This is a genomic window from Pseudomonas sp. H3_E07 (assembly GCF_054668895.1).
In genome coordinates this window covers 1,361,843-1,385,970 of record NZ_CP162795.1, presented here as the reverse complement: position 1 = coordinate 1,385,970, position 24,128 = coordinate 1,361,843, and the positions used below count along the sequence as shown (strand labels likewise).

Here is a 24,128-nt window from a genome sequence, read left to right as displayed (position 1 = left end):
GTCAGAACGCGGTGATGCTATCGCGGGCAAGCCCGCTCCCACGTGAAAGCAGTGGTCCAGGCCAAGTCTTGCAAAACGGCCGTTATCTTATAGCAAAACGGCGGCCAGAGGCCGCCGTTTAGTGCATTGCGCAAGTTTTTACGCGGCTGTGACGGGCTCAGCCTTCGCCGAAGGTTTCGGCAGCGACGACAGGAACGCCATGATCAGCGCCGCCACGTACGGCAGCGACTGCACCAGCAGCATCACCACCCAGAAGCGGATGTCATTGCTTGGCAGGCCCTGCACCAGGTAGATCCCCAGTGCCGCGCCCCACAACAGCAGCATGATGAACATCTCTTCGCGGGCTTCGGAGATGGCTACCCAGAAGCCGTGGTTATCCGCGTTTTTCGGTGTGCGGAAGAACGGAATGCTGGTGGTGAAGAAACCGTACAGCACCGCTTTGGCGATGGTGTGCGACAACGCCAGACCGGCCAGGGCCGCACAGAACGCATCCTTCAAGTTCACGCCTACCGCTCGACGGTAGAGGAAGATGATCTTGCCCACCTTGAACACAAACAACGCCAACGGCGGGATTGCGAAAATCAGCAGCGGCGGATCAACCCGCGTCGGCACAATGATCATTGCCGCCGACCATAACAACGCGCCAACGGTGAAGAAAATATTCATGCCATCCGCCACCCACGGCAACCAGCCCGCGAGGAAGTGGTAGCGCTGGCCACGGGTCAGCTCGGTGTCCTTGCCGCGCAGCAGGCTGGCGGTGTGGCGCTTGATGATCTGGATCGCGCCGTAGGCCCAGCGGAAACGCTGTTTTTTGAAGTCGATAAAGGTATCCGGCATCAAGCCTTTGCCGTAGCTGTCGTGGTAATACGCCGCCGACAGACCCTTCTCGAATACGCGTAGGCCCAGTTCGGCATCTTCGCAGATGCACCAGTCAGCCCATCCCAATTCCTCAAGCACCGAGCGACGGGTCATGGTCATGGTGCCGTGCTGGATGATCGCGTCACGGTCGTTGCGGGTGACCATGCCGATATGGAAGAAGCCCTTGTATTCCGCGTAGCAGAGCTTCTTGAAGGTGCTTTCGTTCTGGTCGCGGTAGTCCTGCGGCGATTGCACCACGGCGATTTTCGGATCGGCGAAGTGCGGCACCATGTGCTTGAGCCAGTTTGGCGACACGCAGTAGTCGGAGTCGATCACTGCGATCACTTCGGCATCCTTGGCGGTGTGCGGGATCAGGTAGTTCAGCGCGCCACCCTTGAAGCCAGCCAAAGGCGCGACGTGGAAGAACTTGAAGCGCGGGCCCAGGGTTTCGCAGTAGTCGCGCACCGGTTCCCATACCGCCGGGTCCTTGGTGTTGTTGTCGATGATCAGGACTTCGTAGTCCGGGTAATCGAGGGCGGCCAGGGCGTCGAGGGTCTGTTTGACCATTTCCGGCGGCTCGTTGTAGCACGGCACATGGATCGACACTTTCGGGCGGTAGTCCGAATCCCCTTTAACCGGCAGGAATTCACGCCGACGCTTGTGGGTCCACACCGCTTCCGCCAGTTCGTGGGCTTCGGTCAGCAACACGATAAACACACCCAGGGCGCCGAGCGCGAGAAGGATGCCCACGGTGACACTGAACCAGGTGCTGTATTGCTGGCTGTAGTCGTAGCCGATCCACACCAGCACCGAACCGCAGAGGAACGCGATAAAGGTCAGGAAGGTGCGACCACGCTGGCGCAAGGCCGAGCCGTCGATCATCAACAGGGTCAGGGACAGCAGCGCGAGTACCACCGAACCGATGGCCAGCACACGCCATTGCGGAATCGCGACCACGGGCCCTTCAAAGTTGAATTTCTGCTGGCGTGCAGCGTTGTACACGCCCCAGTAAGCACCCGCCGAGCCTTCGTCGCTGACTTTCCACGGCTGATCGAAGGCCTCGATCACGAAGTAGTTGAAGCCCTGGCGGTTCAGTTTGTTCACCAGCGTACGCAGGTAGATCGCCTGGTCGGCCGGGGAGGTTTCATTGCCTCCGCGCATGCGGCCGTTGCTCGGCCAGCCTACTTCCGAGAGCAGCAGCGGCTTTTTCGGGAACAGTTTCTTCAGGTCCCGGGCGCGGTCGAGTACGTACTGGCCGGCCTTGTCCATCGGGATGTATTCCCAGAACGGCAGGATGTGCGCGGCGATCAGGTCGACGTGCTTGGCCAGTTGTGGGTTCTTCTCCCAGATGTCCCATTGCTCGGAGGTTGTCACCGGCACTTTTACAGCGGCGCGCACTCGATCCAGCAGCACGATCAGCGCTTCTGGCGTGATGTCCTTACGGAACACCGCCTCGTTACCGACCACCACCCGCACTACGCTGCGCGAGGTGTTGGCGATTTCGATGGCTCGCTGGATTTCCCGCTCGTTGCGCTCAAGGTCCGGGCTGATCCAGATCCCGAGGGTCACGCGCAGGCCGAATTCTTCCGCCAACTTGGGGATATCCCCCAGGGTGCCGTCGACCGAATAAGTACGGATGTTGTCCGTCAGCTTGCTCATGATCTCAAGGTCACGACGCATCTGATCGTCGGTCGGGAATTGATTTTTCTGGGGGTACTGGCCTTGCTGGAACGGCGAGTAGGAAAAACCGGAGATCTGTTCAGGCCAGTTGGGGGTGGTGACGGGGCGGTTGATCAGCGCCCAGAAACCGGTGAACAGCGCGGCAATTGCCAGCACGATCACCAGGTTGAGTCCAAATTTACGCGATGCCATGGCTATTTCGGGTTCCAAAGGGTGTGGAACGAAAAGAGGTGTCGGCCTGCGCCGAACGGCGCGCATCCTACACCGGCCCCTCCCTGACCGTACAGCAAGCAGAGAAAAACCGGACATTAGTCAGCGAAAGGCCATCTAAGTTCTTTACTTGTAGCTTGTCGCTTCGAACTTGTCGCTCTGTAGTCCATAATGCGCGCCGGTTTTTGGGGTAATGGTCATGAGTACAGAAGATCCACGGTTTGCAGGCGTCGCCCGCTTGTATGGCATTGAAGGCCTGGAGCGCTTGAAAGCAGCCCATGTGGCGATCGTCGGCGTCGGCGGCGTGGGCTCGTGGGCGGCGGAAGCCATCGCCCGTTGTGGGGTGGGTGAGATCTCGCTGTTTGATTTGGATGATGTCTGCGTCAGCAACAGCAACCGCCAGTTGCACGCGCTGGACAGTACCGTGGGCAAGCCCAAGGTCGAGGTGATGGCAGAACGCCTGCGCGGCATCAATCCGGATTGCACGGTGCATGCGGTGGCGGACTTCGTGACCCGCGACACCATGGCTGAATACATCACGCCCACTATTGATTGCGTGATCGACTGCATCGACGCGGTCAACGCCAAGGCTGCGTTGATCGCCTGGTGCAAGCGCCGCAAGATCCAGATCATCACCACCGGCGGCGCCGGCGGGCAGATCGACCCGACACTGATCCAGGTCTGCGACTTGAACCGTACGTTCAATGATCCGCTGGCCTCGAAAGTGCGTTCCACCTTGCGTCGCGACTATGGGTTTTCACGTACCGTGACTCGCCATTACAGCGTGCCGTGCGTGTTTTCAACCGAACAGCTGCGTTATCCCAAGCCGGACGGCAGCATTTGTTTGCAGAAGAGTTTTGTCGGGGACGGCGTGAAACTGGACTGCGCGGGTGGGTTTGGTGCGGTGATGATGGTGACGGCCACCTTCGGCATGGTCGCGGCCACCAAGGCGGTCGATAAGATCGTGGCCGGTGTGCGCAGGCCATCCGAGCGGGTCAAACCCACTTAAATCTTAATGCCGTGCACCGCTTGAAATGTGGGAGCTGGCTTGCCTGCGATAGCATCACTGCGGTCTGACTGACAGACCGAGTTGCCTGCATCGCAGGCAAGCCAGCTCCCACTTAGTTTGGTGTATGGCTTAGTGCACGCATGCGCTGCAGCACGGCATTCAGGCCATTGCTGCGCGACGGTGAGAGTTGGCGGGACAGGCCCAACTGGTTGAACCAGTCAGGCAGATCCACCGCCTGCAATTCTGTGGCGGACAACCCATTGACCCGCGCCAACAGCAACGCCACCAACCCGCGGATCATGCGTGCCTCGCTGCTGGCGGCGAACTGCCAGTGGCCATCGTCCAAGCGGCCGACCAGCCACACCAGGCTCTCGCAGCCCTGCACGAGATTAGCCTCGACTTTATCCTCATCGGCCATGGCAGGCAGACGCTCGCCCCATTGCATCAGCATCCGCGCGCGTTGCTCCCAACTGCCGACGGCCTGAAAAGCTTCCAGTGCAGCCACTGCATCAACCGGCAGGCTCATCGCAACATATCCAAGGCTTGGTCCAGCGCTTCAAAGAAACGCTCCAGATCGTCGGAATCGTTATACAGCGCCAGGGACACACGGATCGCCCCCGACAAGTGCATCGCTTTGAGCAGCGGCATGGCGCAGTGATGACCGGCGCGCACGGCAATGCCTTGCTCGGTGAGCAGGTGCGCGAGGTCGGCGTTATGCACACCTTCGACGACAAAACTGACCAACGCCACTTGGGGCGAACCCAGCACGTGTACGCCATTGCGGGCTTTCAGCCCGCGCAACAGGTAGTCATGCAACGCCGCTTCATGGGCGATCACTGCCTGCTGATCCAGCGAACTCAGGTAATCCAGGCTGGCGCCCAGGCCAATCACGCTGGCAATCGGCGGTGTGCCGGCCTCAAAACCCAGCGGCGCGGGGCGGAAGCTGGCGCTGTGGTAATCGGCCTGCTGCACCATCTCGCCGCCGAACTGCCAGTGGCGCAGGTGGTGCAGGGCTTCATTGCGCCCAAACAGCACGCCGACGCCGTCCGGGCCGTACAGCTTGTGGCTGGAAAACACATAGAAGTCGCAACCCAGGGCCTGTACGTCATGGCGGCCATGAACGATGCCTTGGGCGCCGTCGATCACGGTCAGGGCACCGTGTGGCTGGGCCAATGCCAGCAGGGCTTCCAGCGGCTGCCAGGCGCCGAGCACGTTGGACAACTGGCTCACTGCCAGCAGGCGCGTGCGCGGGCCGATCAACTCGGCGGCGGCGTGCAGGTCGATGACGCCGTCATCACCCAGTGGCAACACCACCAGCGTCAGTGCGCGTCGCTTGGCCAGTTGCTGCCAGGGCAACAGGTTGGCGTGGTGTTCCAGGGCGCTGATGACAATTTCATCGCCCGCATTGAATAAGTGCTCAAGGCCATAAGCCAAGAGGTTCAGCGCAGACGTCGCGCCGTGGGTAAACACAATCTGCCCGCTGTCGCCTGCATTCAACCACTGCGCGACCTTGCTGCGGCTGTCTTCGAACGCCTGGGTCGCATGGGCACCTGGCAAATGCTGGGCACGGTGCACATTGGCTGCGCCGTTGGCGTAGTAATGGCTGATGGCATCCAACAAGGCCTGGGGCTTTTGCGTGGTGGCGGCGTTGTCCAGGTAAGTCTGGTCTTGCCGCTGCAGGGTGGCGATGGCCGGGAAGTCGGCGCGCCAGGGGGAGGGCACTAGCATGGTGTTCAAGACTCGTATAAGCGAGCCCCAGGGTCGGGGCCCGCTAGTGGCATCGAGTGGCTGCTTAGTTGTGAGCGTGCAGCGCTTCGTTCAGTTCGATGGCCGATTTGTGGGTTTTGCACTCCACGGCACCGGTCTCGGAGTTGCGACGGAACAGCAGGTCCGACTGGCCGGCCAGCTCGCGAGCCTTGACCACTTTGACCAGTTGGTTCTGCTCGTCCAGCAGCGCAACCTTGGTGCCGGCGGTGACGTACAGGCCCGACTCCACGGTGTTACGGTCGCCCAACGGGATACCGATACCGGCGTTGGCGCCGATCAGGCAGCCTTCACCGACCTTGATCACGATATTGCCGCCGCCCGACAGCGTGCCCATGGTGGAGCAACCGCCACCCAGGTCCGAACCCTTGCCGACGAACACGCCTGCCGATACACGGCCTTCGATCATGCCCGGGCCTTCGGTGCCGGCGTTGAAGTTGACGAAGCCTTCGTGCATCACGGTAGTGCCTTCGCCCACGTAGGCACCCAGGCGGATACGCGCGGCATCAGCGATACGTACACCGCTCGGCACCACGTAGTCGGTCATTTTCGGGAACTTGTCCACCGAGAACACTTCCAGCAGTTCGCCACGCAGGCGCGCTTCCAGCTGGCGTTCGGCCAGTTCGGCGATGTCGATCGCGCCTTGGCTGGTCCAGGCTACGTTCGGCAACTGCGGGAATACACCGGCCAGGCTCAGGCCATGGGGCTTGACCAGGCGGTGGGACAGCAGGTGCAGCTTGAGGTAAGCCTCAGGCGTGGAGGTCAGTGCGGCGTCTTCGGCCAGCAGGGTGGCGACCAGCGGCGTGTGGCTTTCGGCCAGGCGATTGAGCAACGCGGCTTGGGTAGCGTCGACATTCTTCAGTGCATCAGCCAGTTGCAGCGCTTGGCTGATGGTGAAAGTGATGGCCTGGTTGCCTTCGGTGTAGCCGAGGATCGGCGCAACGGCGGCGACGATTTCTGCCGACGGGTTGAGCAGCGGTTGTGCGTAAAACACTTCCAGCCAAGCACCTTGGCGGTTCTGAGTGCCAACGCCGAAGCCCAGGCTGAACAGGGAATGGGACATGCTGTTACCTCTACAAAAATGGTAAGGGCTGGCCTACTTGAGGGCCGCCGAATAACTATCTGGCTTGAAGCCAATCAGGGTTCTGTCACCGAGATCAAGCACCGGGCGCTTGATCATCGAGGGTTGTGCGAGCATCAATTCAATGGCTTTCGACTGATCGAGATCGGCTTTGCGTTCGTCTTCGAGTTTGCGAAAGGTGGTGCCCGCACGGTTCAAAACCACCTGCCAACCGTGCTCGTTGCACCATTGGGTCAAGTGTTCGCGGTCGATACCGGCCGTTTTGTAATCGTGGAACTCATAGTTGACGCCGTGCTCATCGAGCCAGGTGCGCGCCTTTTTCATGGTGTCGCAGGCTTTGATGCCGAAAAGGTGCAACGTTTTGCTTGAAGCGGTCAAGGAATTGCCCCCCTTTGGACCAAGTGGAAACGAAAGGTCACGGATTATGCCATGACCAGCGGGCCGGTGCCCCTCGTCATGCTGGTGTGCGACGTATGTGCAAATGCCGGCCGGCAGCATGGGCGGTAACATAGCTGGGTAATATGGCACTTCAAAGGCGAGTTGTTGCCTGATGTGTGTCGTTGCAAGTCGATTGTCCGGGAAACCCGCTTTATGCAAACCGCCTACACCGTTCTTATCCTGCTGATGCTGGTCAGCGTTTCGCGTCTTGTCGGGCGTGTCATTCCTCTGCCGTTGCCTCTGGTCCAGATTGCCGCCGGTGCCTTGCTCGCCTGGCCTACGCTTGGCCTGCACGTAGCGCTGGACCCCGAGTTGTTCCTGTTTCTGTTTCTGCCGCCGTTGCTGTTCTCCGATGGCTGGCGCATGCCCAAGCGGGAATTGTGGCGGCTGCGCGGGCCGATCCTGACGTTGGCGGTGGGCCTGGTGCTGTTTACGGTGGTCGGCGCCGGTTACTTCATCCATTGGCTCTTGCCTACGATCCCGCTGCCGGTGGCCTTCGCCCTGGCGGCCGTGTTGTCGCCGACGGATGCCGTGGCAGTGTCGGCCATTTCCCAGAATCGTTTGCCCACGCCGCTGATGCACATGCTCCAGGGCGAGGCCTTGATGAATGATGCATCGGGCCTGGTGACCTTCAAGTTCGCCCTGGCGGCAGCGCTGACAGGTGTGTTTTCCCTGGCGGATGCCAGCCTCACGTTTGTCTTGGTGGCAGTGGGTGGCCTGGCGGTAGGCGTGGCCCTGAGCTGGCTGGTCGGCCGCCTGCGCGCGTGGATGATCGCCCGCGGCTGGGACGACCCGGCGACCCACGTGGTGTTCATGTTGTTGTTACCGTTTGCGGCCTATGTGCTGGCCGAGCGCCTGGGGGCATCGGGCATTTTGTCGGCGGTGGCGGCGGGCATGATGCAAAGCTGGCTCGACCTGCTGCCACGCCAGACCAGTACGCGCTTGCTCAATCGCAGCGTGTGGTCACTGCTGGAGTTTGCTTTCAATGGTTTGATTTTCCTGCTGCTGGGCCTGCAACTGCCGGACATCATCAAGGCGGTGGTCAGCCATGAGCCGACGCTCTGGCCGACCTTGTTTTATCGCTGCCTGGATGTGGTCGCGATCTTCCTGGTGCTGGTGGTGTTGCGCTTTATCTGGGTGCAGAGCATCTGGCGGTTGTCGGGCTTGCTGCGCAGGCTGCGTGGGAAAAGTGAATTGACGCTGGTGCCGACGGCCCGTTCCTGCTGGTTGTTGACGGTCGGTGGGGTACGCGGTGCGGTGACGTTGGCGGGTGTGATGTCGGTGCCATTGTTGCTGGCGCCTGGACAGGATTTTCCGGAGCGTGACTTGCTGATCTTTATCGCCGCCGGGGTGATTCTGTTATCGCTGATCGCCGCCTGTATCACCTTGCCATTGTTGCTGCGGGGCATTGAAAAGAGCCCGGACGAGAAGCGCCACAAGGAGGTGCGTGAAGCCTGGAAGAAAACTGCCGTCGCGGCAATTCACGCGCTTGAAGCGGAGGAACCCGCAGAAGTCGAAACCCAGGACGCCGCCCAGGCCGCGCTCGCCACTGAGCTCAAGGCACGGCTGATGTCGGAATATCGCCATCAGTTAGAAGTGTTCAACGACTCCGCCGAAGCCCAGGCGCTGGCGCAGCAGATGGACTTGCTGGAGCGAAAGCTGCGCCTCAAGGCCCTGCGGGCGCAGCGGTTGGAGTTGTACAGCCTGAGCCGTCATCACCAGATTGGTGATGACGTGCTGAGGGAGGTGTTGGCGGAGCTGGATATGAGTGAGGCGAATCTGGGCCAGGTGAAGTGAACCCGGTCAGGTCTTAGCGGCGACGCTGGATGAAATCCCGAATCCGCTCTGCCGCTTCCACACACTCCGCCAACGGCGCGACCAGTGCCAGGCGCACACGGCCGGCGCCAGGGTTGAAGCCGTCCACTTCCCGCGACAGGTACGAACCCGGCACTACGGTCACGTGTTCTTCCACAAACAGGTCACGGCAGAACCCGGCGTCGTCGCCATTCACATTCGGCCACAAGTAGAAGCCGCCATCCGGGCTCTCGACGTCCAGCACCGGTTTGAGAATCGCCAGCACCGCATCGAACTTCTCGCGGTACAGGTCACGATTGGCGAGCACGTGGGCTTCGTCCTGCCAGGCAGCAATACTGGCCAGTTGCGTTTGCACTGGCATCGCACAGCCGTGGTAGGTGCGGTACAGCAGGAAAGCCTTGAGGATGTCTGCGTCGCCGGCCACGAAACCGGAGCGCAGGCCCGGCAGGTTGGAGCGCTTGGACAGGCTGTGAAACACCACGCAGCGTTTGAAGTCCTGGCGGCCCAGTTCGACGCAGGCACTCAACAGGCCCGGCGGCGGGCTTTGTTCGTCGAAGTACAACTCGCTGTAGCACTCGTCGGCGGCGATGACGAAGTCGTATTCGTCGGCCAGGGCGATGAGTTTTTTCAGGGTGTCGACCGGGATCAGCGCGCCGGTCGGGTTGCCGGGCGAGCACAGGAATAGAATCTGGCAGCGTTTCCAGATGTCCGGTGTTACGGCCTCGAAGTCCGGGTTGAAGCCGTTGGCGTCCAGGCACGGCAGGTAGTGCGGTTTGGCCCCGGCCAGGAACGCGGCGCCTTCGTAGATCTGGTAGAACGGGTTCGGGCTCACCACCAACGCGTCGTCGCCACGGTTGACCACGGTCTGGGTGAAGGCGAACAGTGCTTCACGGGTGCCATTGACCGGCAGGATATTGCGCGCCGGGTCGAGCCAGCCCTTGGGCACGTTGAAGCGACGCTCACACCAGGCACCGATGGCTTCTCGCAGGGCCGGGATGCCCAGGGTGGTCGGGTACACGGCCATCTGGTCGAGGTTGTTGCTCAGCGCTTCGGCCACGAAGGTTGGCGATTTATGTTTCGGTTCGCCGATGGAGAGCGCGATAGGGCGCTTGTCCGGGTTGGGCGTGACGCTGCCCAGCAGGGCGCGCAGTTTCTCGAACGGGTAGGGCTGTAGCTGGTTCAGGGCGTTGTTCATGAGGGCCTCGATCAGGAGGAGGACGGCTTTTTGTGGGAGCTGGCTTGCCTGCGATGCGTACACTCGGAGTATCAGCCATACCGAGTCGATGCCATCGCAGGCAAGCCAGCTCCCACAGGGACCGTGCCCACTGGGACGTTAAATTAATTCAAATGGTCAGTCTGGTCAGCTCGACGCCGGGTTCCTGGGTAACGCTCAGCTGCTGGACGATGGCTTCCTGCAAGCGCAGGCACAGTTCCGGGTCGGACAACGGCTGGTTGTCGGCATCGGTGATGAAGAACACGTCTTCCACACGCTCGCCGAGGGTCGCGATCTTGGCGTTCTGCAACGACAGGTCGAACTCCAGGAAAATCCCGCCGATGCGGGCCAGCAGGCCTGGGCGATCCGGGGCGCTGAGCTCCAACACCGTCACCGGTCGTTGGGCGTCGTTGGAAATGGTCACCTGGGGCGCAAACGCAAAGTGCTTGAGTTGGCGCGGCACCCGACGCTGGATGATGGTCGGGTATTCGTCAGGGTTGCGCAGGGCCTCGGTCAGGCCTTCGCGGATCTTTTTCACCCGTGCCGGATTGTCACCAATCGAGTCGCCATCGGTGTCGAGCACGATATAGGTGTCGAGGGTGAACTGGCTGCTGGAGGTGATGACACGGGCGTCATGGATGTTCAGGTTGAGCTGGTCCATGGCTGCCACGGTCACGGCGAAGAAGTCGTGCTGGTCGGGCGCATAGATGAAGATCTGCGTACCGCCTTCGAATTCGCGTTGGGTGGTTTCCTTGATCAGTACCAGCGGGCCGCCATCGGCGGGCTGTTGCAGGATTGCATCAGTGTGCCAGGCGACATCGCCCGCGGTGTGGCGCAGGAAGTAGTCATCCCCCAACTGCGACCACAACTGCTCGACGTCGTCCGGATCGTTGCCGCCGCGTACCAATATGTCCAGGGCCGCGCTCTGGGTGCGGCGGATCTGCTCTTCGCGGTCCACCGGGTTTTCCAGGCCTCGGCGCAGGGCACGCTTGGTCTCGGTGTACAGCTGGCGCAACAGGCTGGCGCGCCAGGAGTTCCACAGCGTGGGATTGGTGGCATTGATATCCGAGACGGTCAGCACGTACAGGTAGTCGAGACGGGTTTCATCGCCGACGGTCTGCGCAAAGTCGTGGATCACCTGGGGATCGGACAAATCCTTGCGCTGGGCTGTGGTCGACATCACCAGGTGGTTCTGCACCAGCCAGACGATCAGGCGGCTGTCCCACACGGGCAACTGGTGGCGTTGGCAGAAAGCCTCGGCGTCAACTGCGCCCACCTCTGAGTGGTCGCCATGCCGGCCCTTGCCGATATCGTGGTAAAGGCCGGCCAGGTAGATCAGCTCGGGCTTGGGCAGTTTGGCCATGAGTTTGCTGGCCAGCGGGAATTTCTCTGACACCTGGGTGTACTGCAGCTTACGCAGGTGCTTGATCAGGTTCAGGGTGTGGGCGTCCACGGTATAGATGTGGAACAGGTCGTGCTGCATCTGCCCGACAATAAAGCCGAACTCTGGGAGGTAGCGCCCGAGGATGCCGTAACGGTTCATGCGCCGCAGGTTGCGGTGGATACCGATCTTGCACTTGAACAGCTCGATAAACAGGCTGGTGTTGCGGATATCGTTGCGGAAATCGTCGTCGATCAGGTGACGGTTCTCCCGCAGCAGGCGGATGGTGTCGGCGCGCACGCCTTTGATTTCCGGCTGCTGGGCCATCAGTACGAAGATTTCCAGCATGGCGAACGGCGTGCGGCGGAACACGTTGTCGTTGCGAGCCTCGATATAGCCGTCATGCAGTTGGAAGCGTGCGTTGATCGGCTGCGGCGGCGCTTCGTCTTCGGGGGCCAGGATCACCTCTTCGAAGTGCTGGATGATCAGGTCGCTGAGCTGGGCAATGCTCATGACCACCCGGTAATACTGCTGCATGAAGCTTTCGATGCTGGTCTTCGCGTCCTCGCCTTCAAAGCCCAGCAGGGTGGCGATGGAGCGCTGGTGGTCGAACAGCAGCCGGTCTTCGGAACGCCCGGCGAGCATGTGCAAGGCGTAGCGCACCTTCCACAGGAATTCCTGGGACGAGGCCAGCAGGGCGTTTTCGCTCTCTACCAGAAAACCTTCGCCAGCCAGGGCGCGCAGGTTAAGGGTGCCGTATTGGCGACGGGCCACCCACAAAATCGTCTGGATATCCCGCAGGCCGCCGGGCGAGCCTTTGACGTTGGGTTCCAGGTTGTATTCGGTGTCGTTGTACTTGTGGTGCCGGGCCTTCTGCTCGGCACGCTTGGCCAGGAAGAAGTCCTTGCTCGGCCACATGTGCGCGGTGCTGGTGACTTCGAGCATGCGCTGGCGCAGGCGCTCGGGGCCGGCGATGGTGCGGCTTTCCATGAGGTTGGTGATGACGGTGAGGTCGGCGCGGGCCTCTTCGGCGCACTCGTCGACCGAGCGCACGCTTTGGCCGACTTCCAGGCCAATGTCCCACAACAGCGTCAGAAAACGCTCGATGGAATCGCGAAAGATCTCATGGTCGGCGCTGTCCAGCAGAATCAACAGGTCGATGTCGGAATAGGGGTGCAACTCGCCACGCCCGTAGCCGCCGACCGCCACCAGGGCGATGTCGGCGTCTTCGCTCCAACTGAACTGCTCCCAGGCCTTTTGCAGAATGTTATCGACGAACCAGGCGCGGTCCTCGATCAGTCGGCGGATATCCCGGCCACTGCGAAAACGCTGATCAAGCACCTCGCGGGCCTGGCGGATGGCCTTCTTGAACGCGGCGATAGGGCTCGCCTTCAGGGCCAGTTCGGCCTGGAACTGGCCACGGTCGAAGAGTTCGGGATCCACCTGGGGCATTGATCGGCTTTCCTTTCTATCTATCAGTCAGTCACAACATGGCGTGGGAAAACCAAAGCAACGTTGCCTACACCTAAGCGGCACCCGAGACGCGTGGGATCGTATCGTCGGCGCGCAGGGTGAAGATTTCGTAACCGGTTTCGGTGACCAGCAGGGTGTGTTCCCACTGGGCCGAGAGCTTGCGGTCCTTGGTGATGGCGGTCCAGCCGTCGCCCAGTACCTTGGTGTCGGCCTTGCCCTGGTTGATCATCGGCTCGATGGTAAAGGTCATGCCTGCTTTGAGCTCCATGCCGGTGCCGGCGCGGCCGTAGTGCAGGATCTGCGGCTCTTCGTGGAACACGGTGCCGATACCGTGGCCGCAGAATTCGCGCACCACCGAGAAACCATTCTTTTCAGCATGCTTCTGGATCACTTCACCGATGTCGCCCAGGCGGCAGCCGGGTTTCACGATCTCGATGGCCTTGTACATGCATTCCTGGGTCACCTGGGACAGGCGCTCGGCCCAGACCGGCACGTTGCCGACGTGGAACATGCGGCTGGTGTCGCCGAAGTAGCGGTCCTTGATCACGGTGACGTCGATGTTCAGCGTGTCGCCGTCCTTCAATGGCTTGTCACCTGGAATTCCGTGGCAGACCACGTGGTTGACCGAGGTGCAGATCGACTTGGGAAAGCCCTTGTAGTTCAGCGGCGCAGGGATGGCGCCCTGTACGTTGACTATATAGTCGTGGCAGATCTGGTTCAGGGTTTCGGTGGTCACGCCGGGCTTGACGTGTTCGGCGATCATCTCCAGCACGTCGGCAGCCAGTTTGCCGGCGATGCGCATGCCAGCGATGTCTTCGGCGGTTTTCAAACTAACGGTCATACAGGCTCTCTCTAGCGCGACGCGCTGAAATCAATACGGTTTACGGGCGTGCGACAAAAGGTTGCAGAATTCGCACAAGCCACAGAAAACGCGATTCTAACAGACGATGGCATCAAATCATGAGCCTCTGATGATCGCTTCTTTCTATAAGGTAGGGCTATGTTGGCTCTATTCAAGGGGTTACACGAACGCGGACGGCGGCAAATGTGATTGCGTGTTCCGTTTTTGCCGATGCTGTGGTATAAAATGCGCCGCTTTCCGGGGATGCCCCGAAAGGCTTAAATCCACACACGTGTCGACACGATGACCTGGGTGCCGGAGGCTTTGAAGTCGCTGGTTGGTCATTGGGATACGTGGAGGCCAAACCCGACTTATTAAGGAACTATCATGTCCCAAGTCAACATGCGCGATATGCTGAAGGCCGGTGTGCACTTCGGTCACCAGACCCGTTACTGGAACCCGAAAATGGGTAAATACATTTTCGGCGCGCGTAACAAGATCCACATTATCAACCTTGAAAAAACCCTGCCAATGTTCAACGAAGCTCTGACTTTCGTAGAGCGCCTGGCCCAGGGCAAAAACAAGATTCTGTTCGTCGGCACCAAGCGTTCCGCTGGCAAGATCGTTGCTGAAGAAGCAGCACGTTGCGGTTCGCCGTACGTCGATCACCGCTGGTTGGGCGGCATGCTGACCAACTTCAAAACCATCCGTGCTTCCATCAAGCGTCTGCGTGACCTTGAAGTACAAGCCGAAGACGGTACTTTCGCCAAGCTGACCAAGAAAGAAGCGCTGATGCGCTCCCGTGACCTGGAAAAGCTCGATCGTTCCCTGGGTGGTATCAAGGACATGGGCGGTCTGCCTGACGCACTGTTCGTTATCGACGTTGATCACGAGCGCATCGCGATCACCGAAGCCAACAAGCTGGGCATCCCTGTTATCGGCGTAGTCGATACCAACAGCAGCCCGGAAGGCGTTGACTACATCATCCCAGGCAACGATGACGCAATCCGCGCTATCCAGCTGTACATGGGTTCGATGGCTGACGCTGTAATCCGTGGTCGTAACCACGTTGCTGGTGGTGCCGAGCAGTTCGTTGAAGAAGCTCCGGTAGCTGCCGCTGAGTAATTGACGCCCTGGCGTTGACTCAGTAAGCAAAAAGGGGGCTTGGCCCCCTTTTTGCCACCTCGAAAACCGTTTGTCGGCGCTCACGTATGATGGCGCAACCTAGCGACTGTAACGTGCAGCAGCCTACAACGGAGATTCGGGAAGAATTGATCGCCCGTTTGATCGGGTGGAATGGTTGAAAACCTATCCAAGAGGATTTTGAAATGGCAGAGATTACTGCAGCGTTGGTTAAAGAACTGCGTGAGCGTACCGGCGAAGGCATGATGGATTGCAAAAAGGCCTTGACCAAGGCCGGCGGCGACATCGAAAAAGCCATCGACGACATGCGTGCCTCGGGCGCCATCAAGGCCGCCAAGAAAGCCGGCAACGTCGCTGCTGAAGGCGCTATCGCCCTGGTAGAAGACGGTAAAGCCGCCGTTCTGCTGGAAGTGAACTCGCAGACCGACTTCCTTGCCCTGCAAGACGACTTCAAGGCATTCGTTGCTTCCAGCGTCAAAAAAGCATTCGACGAGAAGCTGACCACTGTCGAGCCTCTGATCGAAGCTCAAGAAGCTGATCGCCTGGTACTGGTCGGCAAGGTTGGCGAAAACGTCAATATCCGTCGCCTGACTCGCGTTGAAGGTGATGTTGTTGGTGGTTACCTGCACGGCAACAAGATCGGTGTAGCTGTTGTTCTGAAAGGCGGCAACGTTGAGCTGGCCAAAGACATCGCTATGCACGTTGCTGCAAGCAACCCTGAGTTCCTGCTGCCTTCGGAAGTTTCCGAGGAAGCAATCGAGCGCGAAAAAGCTGTGTTCCTGAGCCTGAACGCCGACAAGATCGCCGGCAAGCCAGAAAACATCGTTGAAAACATGATCAAAGGCCGTATCAGCAAGTTCCTGGCTGAAGCGAGCCTGGTTGAGCAGGCGTTCGTCAAGAACCCTGAAGTCAAGGTTGGCGAACTGGCCAAGAAAGCCGGTGCTGAAATCGTTTCCTTCACTTACTACAAAGTAGGCGAAGGCATCGAGAAGCCGGTCGACAACTTTGCTGAAGAAGTTGCTGCCCAGCTGGCTGCCGCCAAGCAATAAGACAGTTTTAAACTGTCGCCCAAGAGAGGCTGCCCGCTCACGCGCGCAGCCTCTTTTCAAATGGGAAGGCCGATTTTAATTGGCTTCCCTTCGGAACTGGCTTACAAAGCCGTGTTCCGATGGCGCTGTAGCAGCGTCCAGCTAGAGTGAACGCAAGCCGTAAACGGCTCGCCAAGAATTTTTGAAAAATACGCCGCAGGAGAGATTCGCAATGGCTCAGCAGGGCAGTGGTTATCAGGCTCGCTATAAACGCATTCTACTCAAGCTTAGCGGCGAGGCCCTGATGGGCTCGGAAGAGTTCGGGATCGATCCCAAAGTCCTCGACCGCATGGCGCTGGAAGTCGGCCAACTGGTCGGTATCGGCGTACAGGTCGGCCTGGTGATCGGCGGCGGCAACCTGTTCCGTGGTGCGGCACTGAGCGCTGCTGGCATGGATCGGGTCACTGGCGACCACATGGGCATGCTGGCCACTGTGATGAACGCCCTGGCCATGCGCGACGCCCTGGAACGCGCCAATATCTCGGCTATCGTGATGTCGGCTATTTCCATGGTCGGCGTGACCGATCACTATGACCGCCGCAAAGCCATGCGCCACCTGAACGCCAAGGAAGTGGTGATCTTCGCCGCTGGCACGGGTAACCCGTTCTTCACCACCGACTCGGCAGCGTGCCTGCGCGCCATTGAGATCGATGCTGACGTGGTGCTCAAGGCGACCAAGGTCGATGGCGTGTACACCGCAGACCCATTCAAAGATCCGCATGCCGAGAAGTTCGATCATCTGACCTACGATGAAGTACTGGATCGCAAGCTGGGCGTGATGGACCTGACGGCTATTTGCCTGTGCCGCGACCACAAGATGCCGCTGCGCGTATTTAACATGAACAAGCCCGGCGCCCTGCTGAACATCGTACACGGCGGCGCAGAAGGGACTCTGATCGAGGAAGGCCAACAATGATCAACGAAATCAAGAAAGACGCCCAGGCGCGTATGCACAAATCCCTGGAATCCCTGAGCCATGCATTCGGCCAGATCCGTACCGGCAAGGCGCACCCAAGCATCCTGGGCAGCGTGATGGTGCCTTACTACGGTTCCGATACCCCTATCAGCAGCGTTGCCAACATTACCGTTAAAGACTCGCGCACCCTGCAAGTCGTAGCGTTCGAGCGCAACATGCTGGGTGCTGTCGACAAGGCCATCCAGAGCGCCGGTTTGAACCTCAACCCGACCAACCTGGGTGAGCTGCTACTGATCTCCATGCCGGCCCTGACCGAAGAAACCCGTAAGGGCTTCACCAAGCAGGCGCGCAGCGCAGCCGAGGACGCGCGTGTTGCCGTGCGCAACATCCGTCGCGATGCCCTGGGTGACCTGAAGAAGCTGGTCAAGGACAAGGAAATCAGCGAAGACGAAGAGCGTCGTGCCGTCGCTGATATCGACAAGCTGACCAAAGATGCCGAGGCCCAGATCACCAAGGCCACGGAAGAAAAAGAAAAGGACCTGATGGCCGTATAAGGGGTCAGGACGCCTTCATGGAAAAGACCAAGCAGACTGTGCCCTCTGTGGTGCCGCGCCACGTCGCGATCATCATGGATGGGAATAATCGCTGGGCGAAGAAACGCTTTATGCCGGGTGTTGCCGGGCATAAAGCGGGTGTCGATGCGGTTCGGGCTGTGATCGAGGTATGCGCCGAGGCCAAGGTCGAAGTGTTGACCTTGTTCGCCTTCTCCAGTGAGAACTGGCAGCGGCCCGCCGAAGAAGTCAGTGCCTTGATGGACCTGTTCTTCAAGGCCTTGCGTCGTGAAGCCAAGCGGCTCAACGACAATAACATCAGCCTGCGCATCATCGGCGATCGCTCCCGCTTCCACCCCGAACTGCAAACCGCCATGCGCGAAGCCGAGGCGATTACAGCGGGTGCCAACCGATTTGTGCTGCAGATCGCCGCCAACTACGGTGGCCAGTGGGATATCGCCCAGGCTGCACAGCGTCTGGCGCGCGAAGTGCAGGCCGGTCATCTACGGCCGGACGACATTACGCCCGAACTGTTGCAAACCTGCCTGGTGACTGGCGACCTGCCGCTGCCTGACTTGTGCATCCGTACCGGGGGTGAGCACCGCATCAGCAATTTCCTGTTGTGGCAGCTAGCCTATACCGAATTGTACTTCTCCGACCTGTTCTGGCCGGACTTCAAACACGATGCCATGCGTAAAGCACTGGCCGATTTCGCTTCCCGTCAGCGTCGCTTTGGTAAAACGAGCGAGCAGATCGAAGCTGGAGCCCGGGTTTAAATGCTTAAACAACGAATCATCACAGCACTGATCCTGTTGCCGATCGCCTTGTGTGGGTTTTTCCTGCTCGACGGTTCTGCCTTTGCGCTGTTTATCGGCCTGGTGGTCACCCTGGGGGCCTGGGAGTGGGCGCGCCTGGCGGGTTTCAACACGCAATTGCCGCGCGTTGTGTACGCCGCTGTGGTGGCTGCCTTGGCATTCCTCCTGTACATCCTGCCGGACATTGCGCCGTGGGTGTTGGGGGCGGCGGTGCTGTGGTGGGCGCTGGCGACATTCCTGGTGTTGACCTATCCACGCACCAGTGGGAAGTGGTCCAGTGTGGCCTGCAAGCTGGTGATTGGTTTGCTGATCTTGTTGCCGGCGTGGCAAGGGTTGGTGGAGATCAAGCGTTATCCAATGGGTAACTGGCTGATCCTGGCGGTCATGGTGCTGGTATGGGGTGCTGATATCGGTGCCTACTTCTCCGGCCGGGCCTTCGGCAAGCGCAAGCTGGCGCCGGCGGTCAGTCCGGGCAAGAGCTGGGAGGGCGTGTATGGCGGGTTGGCGTTGACGCTGGTGATCGCGCTGGTGGTCGGTGTGGTGCGTGGCTGGTCGGTGAAGGACATCTTCCTGGCGCTGCTGGCCACTGCCATTGTGGTATTTATTTCGGTGGTGGGTGACCTCACCGAGAGCATGTTCAAGCGTCAGGCCGGGATCAAGGACAGCAGCAACCTGCTGCCGGGTCACGGCGGCGTGCTGGACCGTATCGACAGCCTGACCGCTGCCATTCCGATCTTCGCCGTACTGTTGTGGATGACCGCTTCGTGAGCCGCCTGCAGCAAGTCACCGTGCTGGGTGCAACCGGCTCGGTGGGGTTGAGCACCCTGGACGTGATTGCTCGTCACCCTGATCGCTATCAAGTCTTTGCCCTGACCGGGTTTACCCGTCTGAGTGAGTTGCTGGCCTTGTGTGTGCGTCACGCGCCGCGCTTCGCCGTGGTGCCTGAGGGCGCAGCGGCCCGTGGCCTGCAGGATGATCTGCGGGCTGCCGGGCTTGCCACTCAAGTGCTGGTAGGGGAGCAGGGGTTGTGCCAGGTCTCGGCCGACGCCGAGGTGGATACCGTGGTCGCCGCTATTGTCGGCGCTGCGGGCCTGCGCCCAACCTTGGCTGCCGTGGATGCTGGCAAGAAGATCCTGTTGGCCAATAAAGAAGCGCTGGTCATGTCCGGTGCGCTCTTCATGCAGGCGGTGCGCAAGAGCGGTGCGGTGTTGTTGCCACTGGACAGCGAGCACAATGCAATTTTCCAATGCATGCCCGGCGATTTTGCGCGTGGCCTGAGCCAGGTGGGGGTGCGTCGGATCCTGCTGACCGCCTCCGGTGGCCCATTCCGGCAGACTCCACTGGCCGAGCTGGAGCATGTATCGCCCGACCAGGCGTGCGCTCATCCGAACTGGTCCATGGGGCGTAAAATCTCCGTGGATTCGGCAAGCATGATGAACAAGGGGCTGGAGCTGATCGAGGCGTGCTGGTTGTTCGATGCGCGCCCGGATCAGGTCGAGGTGGTGATTCACCCGCAAAGTGTGATTCATTCCCTGGTCGACTACGTGGACGGGTCGGTCCTGGCGCAGTTGGGTAACCCCGATATGCGCACGCCGATTGCCAATGCCCTGGCCTGGCCGGAGCGGATCGACTCGGGCGTAGCGCCATTGGATCTGTTTGCGGTGGCCCGGCTGGACTTTGAGGCCCCGGATGAGCAGCGCTTTCCTTGCCTGCGCCTGGCGCGGCAAGCGGCTGAAGCGGGTAACAGCGCACCGGCGATGTTGAACGCGGCCAATGAAGTGGCTGTGGCAGCGTTTCTCGAACGGCGCATCCGCTTTCCGCAGATCGCGAGTATCATCGAAGACGTCCTGGCGCTTGAGCCTGTTGTGGCGGTCAATGAACTGGCGGCGGTATTCGAGGCTGACACCAAGGCCCGAGCCTTGGCAGAACAATGGTTGAACCGCAACGCGCGTTAGTCTGTGGGCAGGTTTGAGCCTTCAGGCACTGGATTGGAATGCGGAGAAATTAGATGAGTGCGCTTTACATGATTGTCGGCACCCTGGTTGCTCTGGGTGTGCTGGTTACCTTCCACGAATTCGGCCACTTCTGGGTGGCGCGTCGTTGCGGCGTCAAGGTACTGCGCTTTTCCGTCGGTTTCGGCATGCCGCTGGTGCGCTGGCACGATCGTCACGGCACCGAGTTCGTGATTGCGGCCATTCCTTTGGGCGGCTACGTCAAGATGCTCGACGAGCGCGAAGGCGAAGTGCCGGCAGATCAGTTAGACCAATCGTTCAATCGCAAGACCGTTCGTCAGCGCATTGCCATCGTCGCCGCCGGCCCGATCGCCAACTTTCTGTTGGCGATGGTGTTTTTCTGGGTCTTGGCCATGCTGGGCAGCCAGCAGGTGCGTCCGGTCATCGGTGCGGTCGAGTCGGACAGTATTGCCGCCAAGGCAGGGTTGGTTGCCGGGCAGGAAATTGTATCTATTGATGGCGAACCCACCACGGGCTGGGGTGCGGTCAATTTGCAGTTGGTGCGTCGCCTGGGTGAAAGCGGCATCGTCAAGGTGGTGGTGCGCGAGCAGGATTCCACCCGCGAAACCCCGCGTGAGCTGGCCCTCGACCATTGGCTCAAGGGCGCTGATGAGCCTGATCCGATCAAGTCTCTGGGCATACGTCCATGGCGTCCGGCCTTGCCGCCGGTCCTCGCGGAGCTGGACCCGAAAGGTCCGGCCCAGGCTGCCGGCCTGAAAACCGGTGATCGCCTGTTGGCCCTCGATGGTCAGCCGCTGGGCGACTGGCAGCAGGTGGTCGACCTGGTCCGTGTACGTCCTGATACTAAAATTATGCTGAAAGTTGAGCGCGACGGTGCTCAAATCGACGTCCCCGTTACCTTGTCGGTTCGTGGGGAGGCCAAGGCGGCCGGGGGTTACCTGGGTGCCGGGGTCAAAGGTGTCGATTGGCCGCCATCGATGGTGCGTGAGGTGAGTTACGGGCCGTTGGCTGCAATTGGCGAAGGTGCAAAACGCACTTGGACCATGAGTGTGCTGACCCTCGAATCCCTCAAGAAAATGTTGTTCGGCGAGCTCTCGGTAAAAAACTTGAGTGGACCGATAACCATTGCTAAAGTGGCGGGCGCTTCTGCCCAGTCGGGTGTCGCGGATTTCCTGAATTTCTTGGCTTATCTGAGTATTAGCCTGGGTGTTCTGAATTTGTTGCCCATTCCTGTACTGGATGGGGGGCATCTGTTGTTTTATCTGGTCGAGTGGGTGCGTGGTCGCCCCTTGTCGGATCGGGTGCAGGGTTGGGGGATACAGATCGGTATCAGTTTGGTGGTCGGGGTGATGTTATTAGCCTTGGTCAACGATCTGGGTCGACTGTAACGCTTCGCTGAATTGCGAATCTGCCGCATTTTGCGGCAGTTTGTTTATTGCCAGTTGGAATAAGAAAGGACTTCATGAAACGTCTGCTGCTAACTGCGGTTCTCACCGTATTGATGATCGCCGAAGTTCACGCCGAGTCCTTCACCATCTCCGATATTCGCGTCAATGGCCTCCAGCGGGTTTCCGCGGGTAGCGTCTTTGGTGCATTACCGTTGAACGTCGGTGAACAGGCTGATGACCGTCGCCTGGTGGAATCCACTCGTGCGCTGTTCAAAACCGGTTTCTTTCAAGACATCCAACTGGGTCGCGAAGGCAACGTCCTGGTCATCACCGTGGTCGAGCGACCTTCCGTCGCCAGTATCGAGATCGAAGGTAACAAGGCGATCTCTACTGAAGACCTGATGAAAGGCCTGAAACAGTCTGGCCTGGCCGAAGGCGAGATCTTCCAGCGCGCCACCCTCGAAGGTGTGCGTAACGAACTGCAACGCCAGTACGTTGCCCAGGGTCGCTACTCCGCAACCGTGGAAACGGAAGTGGTCCCGCAACCGCGTAACCGTGTCGGCCTCAAGGTCAACATCAACGAAGGCACCGTGGCGGCGATTCAGCACATCAACGTGGTGGGTAACACCAAGTTCGCTGATGAAGACCTGATCGACCTGTTCGAGCTCAAGACCACCAACTGGTTGTCGTTCTTCAAGAACGATGACAAGTACGCCCGTGAAAAGCTGTCCGGTGACCTGGAGCGCCTGCGTTCCTACTACCTGGACCGTGGCTATATCAACATGGATATCGCTTCGACCCAGGTGTCCATCACCCCGGACAAGAAGCACGTCTACATCACGGTCAACGTCAACGAAGGCGAGAAGTACAAGGTTCGTGACGTAAAACTGAGCGGTGACCTTAAAGTACCTGAAGACCAGGTCAAGGCGCTGCTGCTGGTGCAGAAGGACCAGGTGTTCTCGCGCAAGCTGATGACGACCACCTCTGAACTGATTACCCGCCGCCTGGGCAACGAAGGCTACACCTTCGCCAACGTCAATGGCGTGCCGACGCCTCATGATGATGACCACACCGTGGACATCACTTTCGTGGTCGACCCCGGCAAGCGTGCTTATGTGAACCGTATCAACTTCCGCGGCAACACCAAGTCTGCGGACGAAGTGCTGCGTCGTGAAATGCGTCAGATGGAGGGCGGCTGGGCGTCGACTTACTTGATCGACCAGTCCAAGACCCGTCTTGAGCGCCTGGGCTTCTTCAAGGAAGTCAACGTCGAAACCCCGGCCGTACCGGGTGTGGATGACCAGGTTGACGTGAACTACGCCGTGGAAGAGCAGGCATCGGGTTCGATCACCGCCAGCGTCGGCTTCGCACAGAGCGCCGGTCTGATCCTCGGTGGTTCGATCACCCAGAACAACTTCCTGGGTACCGGTAACCGCGTCTCCATCGGCCTGACCCGAAGCGAATACCAGAGCCGATACAACTTCGGCTATACCGACCCCTACTGGACTGCTGATGGTGTGAGCCTGGGCTACAACGCCTTCTACCGCACCACCGACTACAAAGACCTCGACGTTGACGTTGCAAGCTATGCGATCGACAGCCTCGGTGCCGGTGTCAACGTGGGTTACCCGATCAGCGAAACGTCGCGCCTGACCTTCGGCCTCACTGCACAGCAGGATGAGATCAAGACCGGTGTGTACACCGTGGACGAAATCTTTGACTTCACCCGTCGTGAAGGTGACAAGTTCCTGAACTTCAAGGCGTCTGCCGGCTGGTCCGAGTCGACCCTGAACAAGGGCGTACTGGCGACCCGTGGCCATTCCCAGAGCCTGACCCTGGAAACCACCACGCCGGGCAGCGACCTGTCGTTCTTCAAGCTCGACTACCGTGGCCAGTTGTTCACGCCGTTGAGCGACAACTACACCATGCGCCTGCACACTGAGCTGGGTTATGGCGATGGTTATGGCTCCACCAATGGTCTACCGTTCTACGAGAACTACTATGCGGGTGGCTTCAACTCCGTACGTGGTTTCAAAGACAGCACCTTGGGCCCACGTGGTACTCCAAGTCGTGGTGTTGGCGTAACCGGTAACCAGGGCACTGTGGCTGACTCGGACAATGACCCGCTGCCATTCGGTGGTAACGTCTTGATCCAGGGCGGTGCGGAAATCCTGTTCCCGCTGCCGTTCGTGAAGGATCAGCGTTCCCTACGGACTTCGGTCTTCTGGGATGTGGGTAACGTGTTCGATTCCAAGTGCGAGCAGATCAAAAACCCGAGTGGTGTGAAGTCCAACACCCAGTGCAACGATGTGAGCCTGAGCAACCTGGCAAGCTCCGTGGGTGTGGGTGTGACCTGGGTGACTGCGCTTGGCCCATTGAGCTTTGCTCTGGCCATGCCGATCAAGAAACCGGATAACGCTGAAACCCAGATTTTCCAATTCTCCCTCGGCCAGACGTTCTAAGCGTCTGACCCAAGATAACGACAACGGAT

Annotated in this window: 19 protein-coding genes; 11 read left to right on the top strand and 8 right to left on the bottom strand. The window is 59.8% G+C overall.

Going from position 1 to position 24,128, the window contains the following annotated elements; translation table 11 throughout:
• Nucleotides 1–138: 138 nt before the first annotated feature.
• On the bottom strand, nucleotides 139–2,730 hold the full coding sequence (locus AB4O08_RS06305; RefSeq protein WP_176332288.1) for a glycosyltransferase: 2,592 nt from the start codon (nucleotides 2,728–2,730) through the stop codon (nucleotides 139–141).
• A gap of 217 nt (nucleotides 2,731–2,947) precedes the next feature.
• Here AB4O08_RS06305 and tcdA point away from each other — a divergent pair, with 217 nt between their 5' ends.
• Nucleotides 2,948–3,757, top strand: coding sequence for a tRNA cyclic N6-threonylcarbamoyladenosine(37) synthase TcdA (tcdA, locus tag AB4O08_RS06300; protein WP_010212589.1), 810 nt, complete (start codon nucleotides 2,948–2,950; stop codon nucleotides 3,755–3,757).
• A 112-nt stretch (nucleotides 3,758–3,869) separates the two neighbouring features.
• Here the strand turns inward: tcdA and AB4O08_RS06295 are convergent, their stop codons facing one another.
• The 4 genes from AB4O08_RS06295 to AB4O08_RS06280 form a co-directional block, all read right to left on the bottom strand.
• A complete protein-coding gene (locus tag AB4O08_RS06295) occupies nucleotides 3,870–4,283 on the bottom strand; it encodes a SufE family protein (RefSeq protein ID WP_010212588.1) in 414 nt (137 codons plus the stop codon).
• Entirely contained in the window at nucleotides 4,280–5,485 is a 1,206-nt protein-coding gene (locus tag AB4O08_RS06290; RefSeq protein ID WP_010212587.1) for an aminotransferase class V-fold PLP-dependent enzyme, read from the bottom strand. Before AB4O08_RS06290 ends, AB4O08_RS06295 begins: the two co-directional genes overlap by 4 nt.
• A gap of 64 nt (nucleotides 5,486–5,549) precedes the next feature.
• The gene (gene dapD, locus AB4O08_RS06285) at nucleotides 5,550–6,584 is read right to left on the bottom strand and encodes a 2,3,4,5-tetrahydropyridine-2,6-dicarboxylate N-succinyltransferase (RefSeq protein ID WP_010212585.1); all 1,035 of its coding nucleotides are present in this window, start codon (nucleotides 6,582–6,584) and stop codon (nucleotides 5,550–5,552) included.
• Between the two features lie 33 nt (nucleotides 6,585–6,617).
• On the bottom strand, nucleotides 6,618–6,926 hold the full coding sequence (locus AB4O08_RS06280) for an arsenate reductase (RefSeq protein ID WP_231501198.1): 309 nt from the start codon (nucleotides 6,924–6,926) through the stop codon (nucleotides 6,618–6,620).
• A 267-nt stretch (nucleotides 6,927–7,193) separates the two neighbouring features.
• Here AB4O08_RS06280 and AB4O08_RS06275 point away from each other — a divergent pair, with 267 nt between their 5' ends.
• Nucleotides 7,194–8,837, top strand: a complete 1,644-nt coding sequence (locus tag AB4O08_RS06275) for a Na+/H+ antiporter (RefSeq protein ID WP_021492431.1) — start codon at nucleotides 7,194–7,196, stop codon at nucleotides 8,835–8,837.
• A gap of 13 nt (nucleotides 8,838–8,850) precedes the next feature.
• Here AB4O08_RS06275 and dapC read toward each other — a convergent pair whose 3' ends face one another.
• The 3 genes from dapC to map form a co-directional block, all read right to left on the bottom strand.
• Nucleotides 8,851–10,050, bottom strand: a complete 1,200-nt coding sequence (gene dapC, locus AB4O08_RS06270) for a succinyldiaminopimelate transaminase (RefSeq protein ID WP_010212472.1) — start codon at nucleotides 10,048–10,050, stop codon at nucleotides 8,851–8,853.
• Between the two features lie 148 nt (nucleotides 10,051–10,198).
• Nucleotides 10,199–12,901, bottom strand: coding sequence for a [protein-PII] uridylyltransferase (locus AB4O08_RS06265; protein WP_021492430.1), 2,703 nt, complete (start codon nucleotides 12,899–12,901; stop codon nucleotides 10,199–10,201).
• Between the two features lie 73 nt (nucleotides 12,902–12,974).
• Nucleotides 12,975–13,763 (bottom strand): type I methionyl aminopeptidase, encoded by a 789-nt coding sequence (map, locus tag AB4O08_RS06260; RefSeq protein WP_010212469.1) that lies wholly within the window; start codon nucleotides 13,761–13,763, stop codon nucleotides 12,975–12,977.
• A gap of 387 nt (nucleotides 13,764–14,150) precedes the next feature.
• Between map and rpsB the strand changes: the two genes are divergently transcribed.
• The 9 genes from rpsB to bamA all read left to right on the top strand — a co-directional run bounded on the left by rpsB (nucleotide 14,151) and on the right by bamA (nucleotide 24,099).
• Entirely contained in the window at nucleotides 14,151–14,888 is a 738-nt protein-coding gene (rpsB, locus tag AB4O08_RS06255) for a 30S ribosomal protein S2 (RefSeq protein ID WP_102061743.1), read from the top strand.
• Between the two features lie 203 nt (nucleotides 14,889–15,091).
• Nucleotides 15,092–15,955 (top strand): translation elongation factor Ts, encoded by an 864-nt coding sequence (gene tsf, locus AB4O08_RS06250; protein ID WP_010212467.1) that lies wholly within the window; start codon nucleotides 15,092–15,094, stop codon nucleotides 15,953–15,955.
• A gap of 211 nt (nucleotides 15,956–16,166) precedes the next feature.
• Nucleotides 16,167–16,910: a UMP kinase gene (gene pyrH, locus AB4O08_RS06245; protein WP_003172271.1), complete on the top strand. Its 744-nt coding sequence runs from the start codon at nucleotides 16,167–16,169 to the stop codon at nucleotides 16,908–16,910.
• Nucleotides 16,907–17,464 (top strand): ribosome recycling factor, encoded by a 558-nt coding sequence (gene frr, locus AB4O08_RS06240; protein ID WP_010212461.1) that lies wholly within the window; start codon nucleotides 16,907–16,909, stop codon nucleotides 17,462–17,464. Before pyrH ends, frr begins: the two co-directional genes overlap by 4 nt.
• Before the next feature lie 17 nt (nucleotides 17,465–17,481).
• On the top strand, nucleotides 17,482–18,237 hold the full coding sequence (gene uppS / locus AB4O08_RS06235) for a polyprenyl diphosphate synthase (RefSeq protein WP_010212460.1): 756 nt from the start codon (nucleotides 17,482–17,484) through the stop codon (nucleotides 18,235–18,237).
• A complete protein-coding gene (locus AB4O08_RS06230; protein ID WP_010212458.1) occupies nucleotides 18,238–19,044 on the top strand; it encodes a phosphatidate cytidylyltransferase in 807 nt (268 codons plus the stop codon). It abuts the gene before it with no gap.
• The gene (gene ispC, locus AB4O08_RS06225; protein ID WP_021492428.1) at nucleotides 19,041–20,231 is read left to right on the top strand and encodes a 1-deoxy-D-xylulose-5-phosphate reductoisomerase; all 1,191 of its coding nucleotides are present in this window, start codon (nucleotides 19,041–19,043) and stop codon (nucleotides 20,229–20,231) included. Before AB4O08_RS06230 ends, ispC begins: the two co-directional genes overlap by 4 nt.
• A gap of 53 nt (nucleotides 20,232–20,284) precedes the next feature.
• On the top strand, nucleotides 20,285–21,637 hold the full coding sequence (gene rseP, locus AB4O08_RS06220; RefSeq protein WP_010212455.1) for a sigma E protease regulator RseP: 1,353 nt from the start codon (nucleotides 20,285–20,287) through the stop codon (nucleotides 21,635–21,637).
• A 74-nt stretch (nucleotides 21,638–21,711) separates the two neighbouring features.
• A complete protein-coding gene (gene bamA / locus AB4O08_RS06215; protein ID WP_021492426.1) occupies nucleotides 21,712–24,099 on the top strand; it encodes an outer membrane protein assembly factor BamA in 2,388 nt (795 codons plus the stop codon).
• Nucleotides 24,100–24,128: the final 29 nt, after the last annotated feature.

What these genes read in the sequence shown, in the direction of transcription:
- AB4O08_RS06305 (WP_176332288.1), bottom strand. Translation starts at nt 2,730, where the DNA reads ATGGCATCGCGTAAATTTGGACTCAACCTGGTGATCGTGCTGGCAATT.
- tcdA (WP_010212589.1), top strand. Translation starts at nt 2,948, where the DNA reads ATGAGTACAGAAGATCCACGGTTTGCAGGCGTCGCCCGCTTGTATGGC.
- AB4O08_RS06295 (WP_010212588.1), bottom strand. Translation starts at nt 4,283, where the DNA reads ATGAGCCTGCCGGTTGATGCAGTGGCTGCACTGGAAGCTTTTCAGGCC.
- AB4O08_RS06290 (WP_010212587.1), bottom strand. Translation starts at nt 5,485, where the DNA reads ATGCTAGTGCCCTCCCCCTGGCGCGCCGACTTCCCGGCCATCGCCACC.
- dapD (WP_010212585.1), bottom strand. Translation starts at nt 6,584, where the DNA reads ATGTCCCATTCCCTGTTCAGCCTGGGCTTCGGCGTTGGCACTCAGAAC.
- AB4O08_RS06280 (WP_231501198.1), bottom strand. Translation starts at nt 6,926, where the DNA reads ATGAAAAAGGCGCGCACCTGGCTCGATGAGCACGGCGTCAACTATGAG.
- AB4O08_RS06275 (WP_021492431.1), top strand. Translation starts at nt 7,194, where the DNA reads ATGCAAACCGCCTACACCGTTCTTATCCTGCTGATGCTGGTCAGCGTT.
- dapC (WP_010212472.1), bottom strand. Translation starts at nt 10,050, where the DNA reads ATGAACAACGCCCTGAACCAGCTACAGCCCTACCCGTTCGAGAAACTG.
- AB4O08_RS06265 (WP_021492430.1), bottom strand. Translation starts at nt 12,901, where the DNA reads ATGCCCCAGGTGGATCCCGAACTCTTCGACCGTGGCCAGTTCCAGGCC.
- map (WP_010212469.1), bottom strand. Translation starts at nt 13,763, where the DNA reads ATGACCGTTAGTTTGAAAACCGCCGAAGACATCGCTGGCATGCGCATC.
- rpsB (WP_102061743.1), top strand. Translation starts at nt 14,151, where the DNA reads ATGTCCCAAGTCAACATGCGCGATATGCTGAAGGCCGGTGTGCACTTC.
- tsf (WP_010212467.1), top strand. Translation starts at nt 15,092, where the DNA reads ATGGCAGAGATTACTGCAGCGTTGGTTAAAGAACTGCGTGAGCGTACC.
- pyrH (WP_003172271.1), top strand. Translation starts at nt 16,167, where the DNA reads ATGGCTCAGCAGGGCAGTGGTTATCAGGCTCGCTATAAACGCATTCTA.
- frr (WP_010212461.1), top strand. Translation starts at nt 16,907, where the DNA reads ATGATCAACGAAATCAAGAAAGACGCCCAGGCGCGTATGCACAAATCC.
- uppS (WP_010212460.1), top strand. Translation starts at nt 17,482, where the DNA reads ATGGAAAAGACCAAGCAGACTGTGCCCTCTGTGGTGCCGCGCCACGTC.
- AB4O08_RS06230 (WP_010212458.1), top strand. Translation starts at nt 18,238, where the DNA reads ATGCTTAAACAACGAATCATCACAGCACTGATCCTGTTGCCGATCGCC.
- rseP (WP_010212455.1), top strand. Translation starts at nt 20,285, where the DNA reads ATGAGTGCGCTTTACATGATTGTCGGCACCCTGGTTGCTCTGGGTGTG.
- bamA (WP_021492426.1), top strand. Translation starts at nt 21,712, where the DNA reads ATGAAACGTCTGCTGCTAACTGCGGTTCTCACCGTATTGATGATCGCC.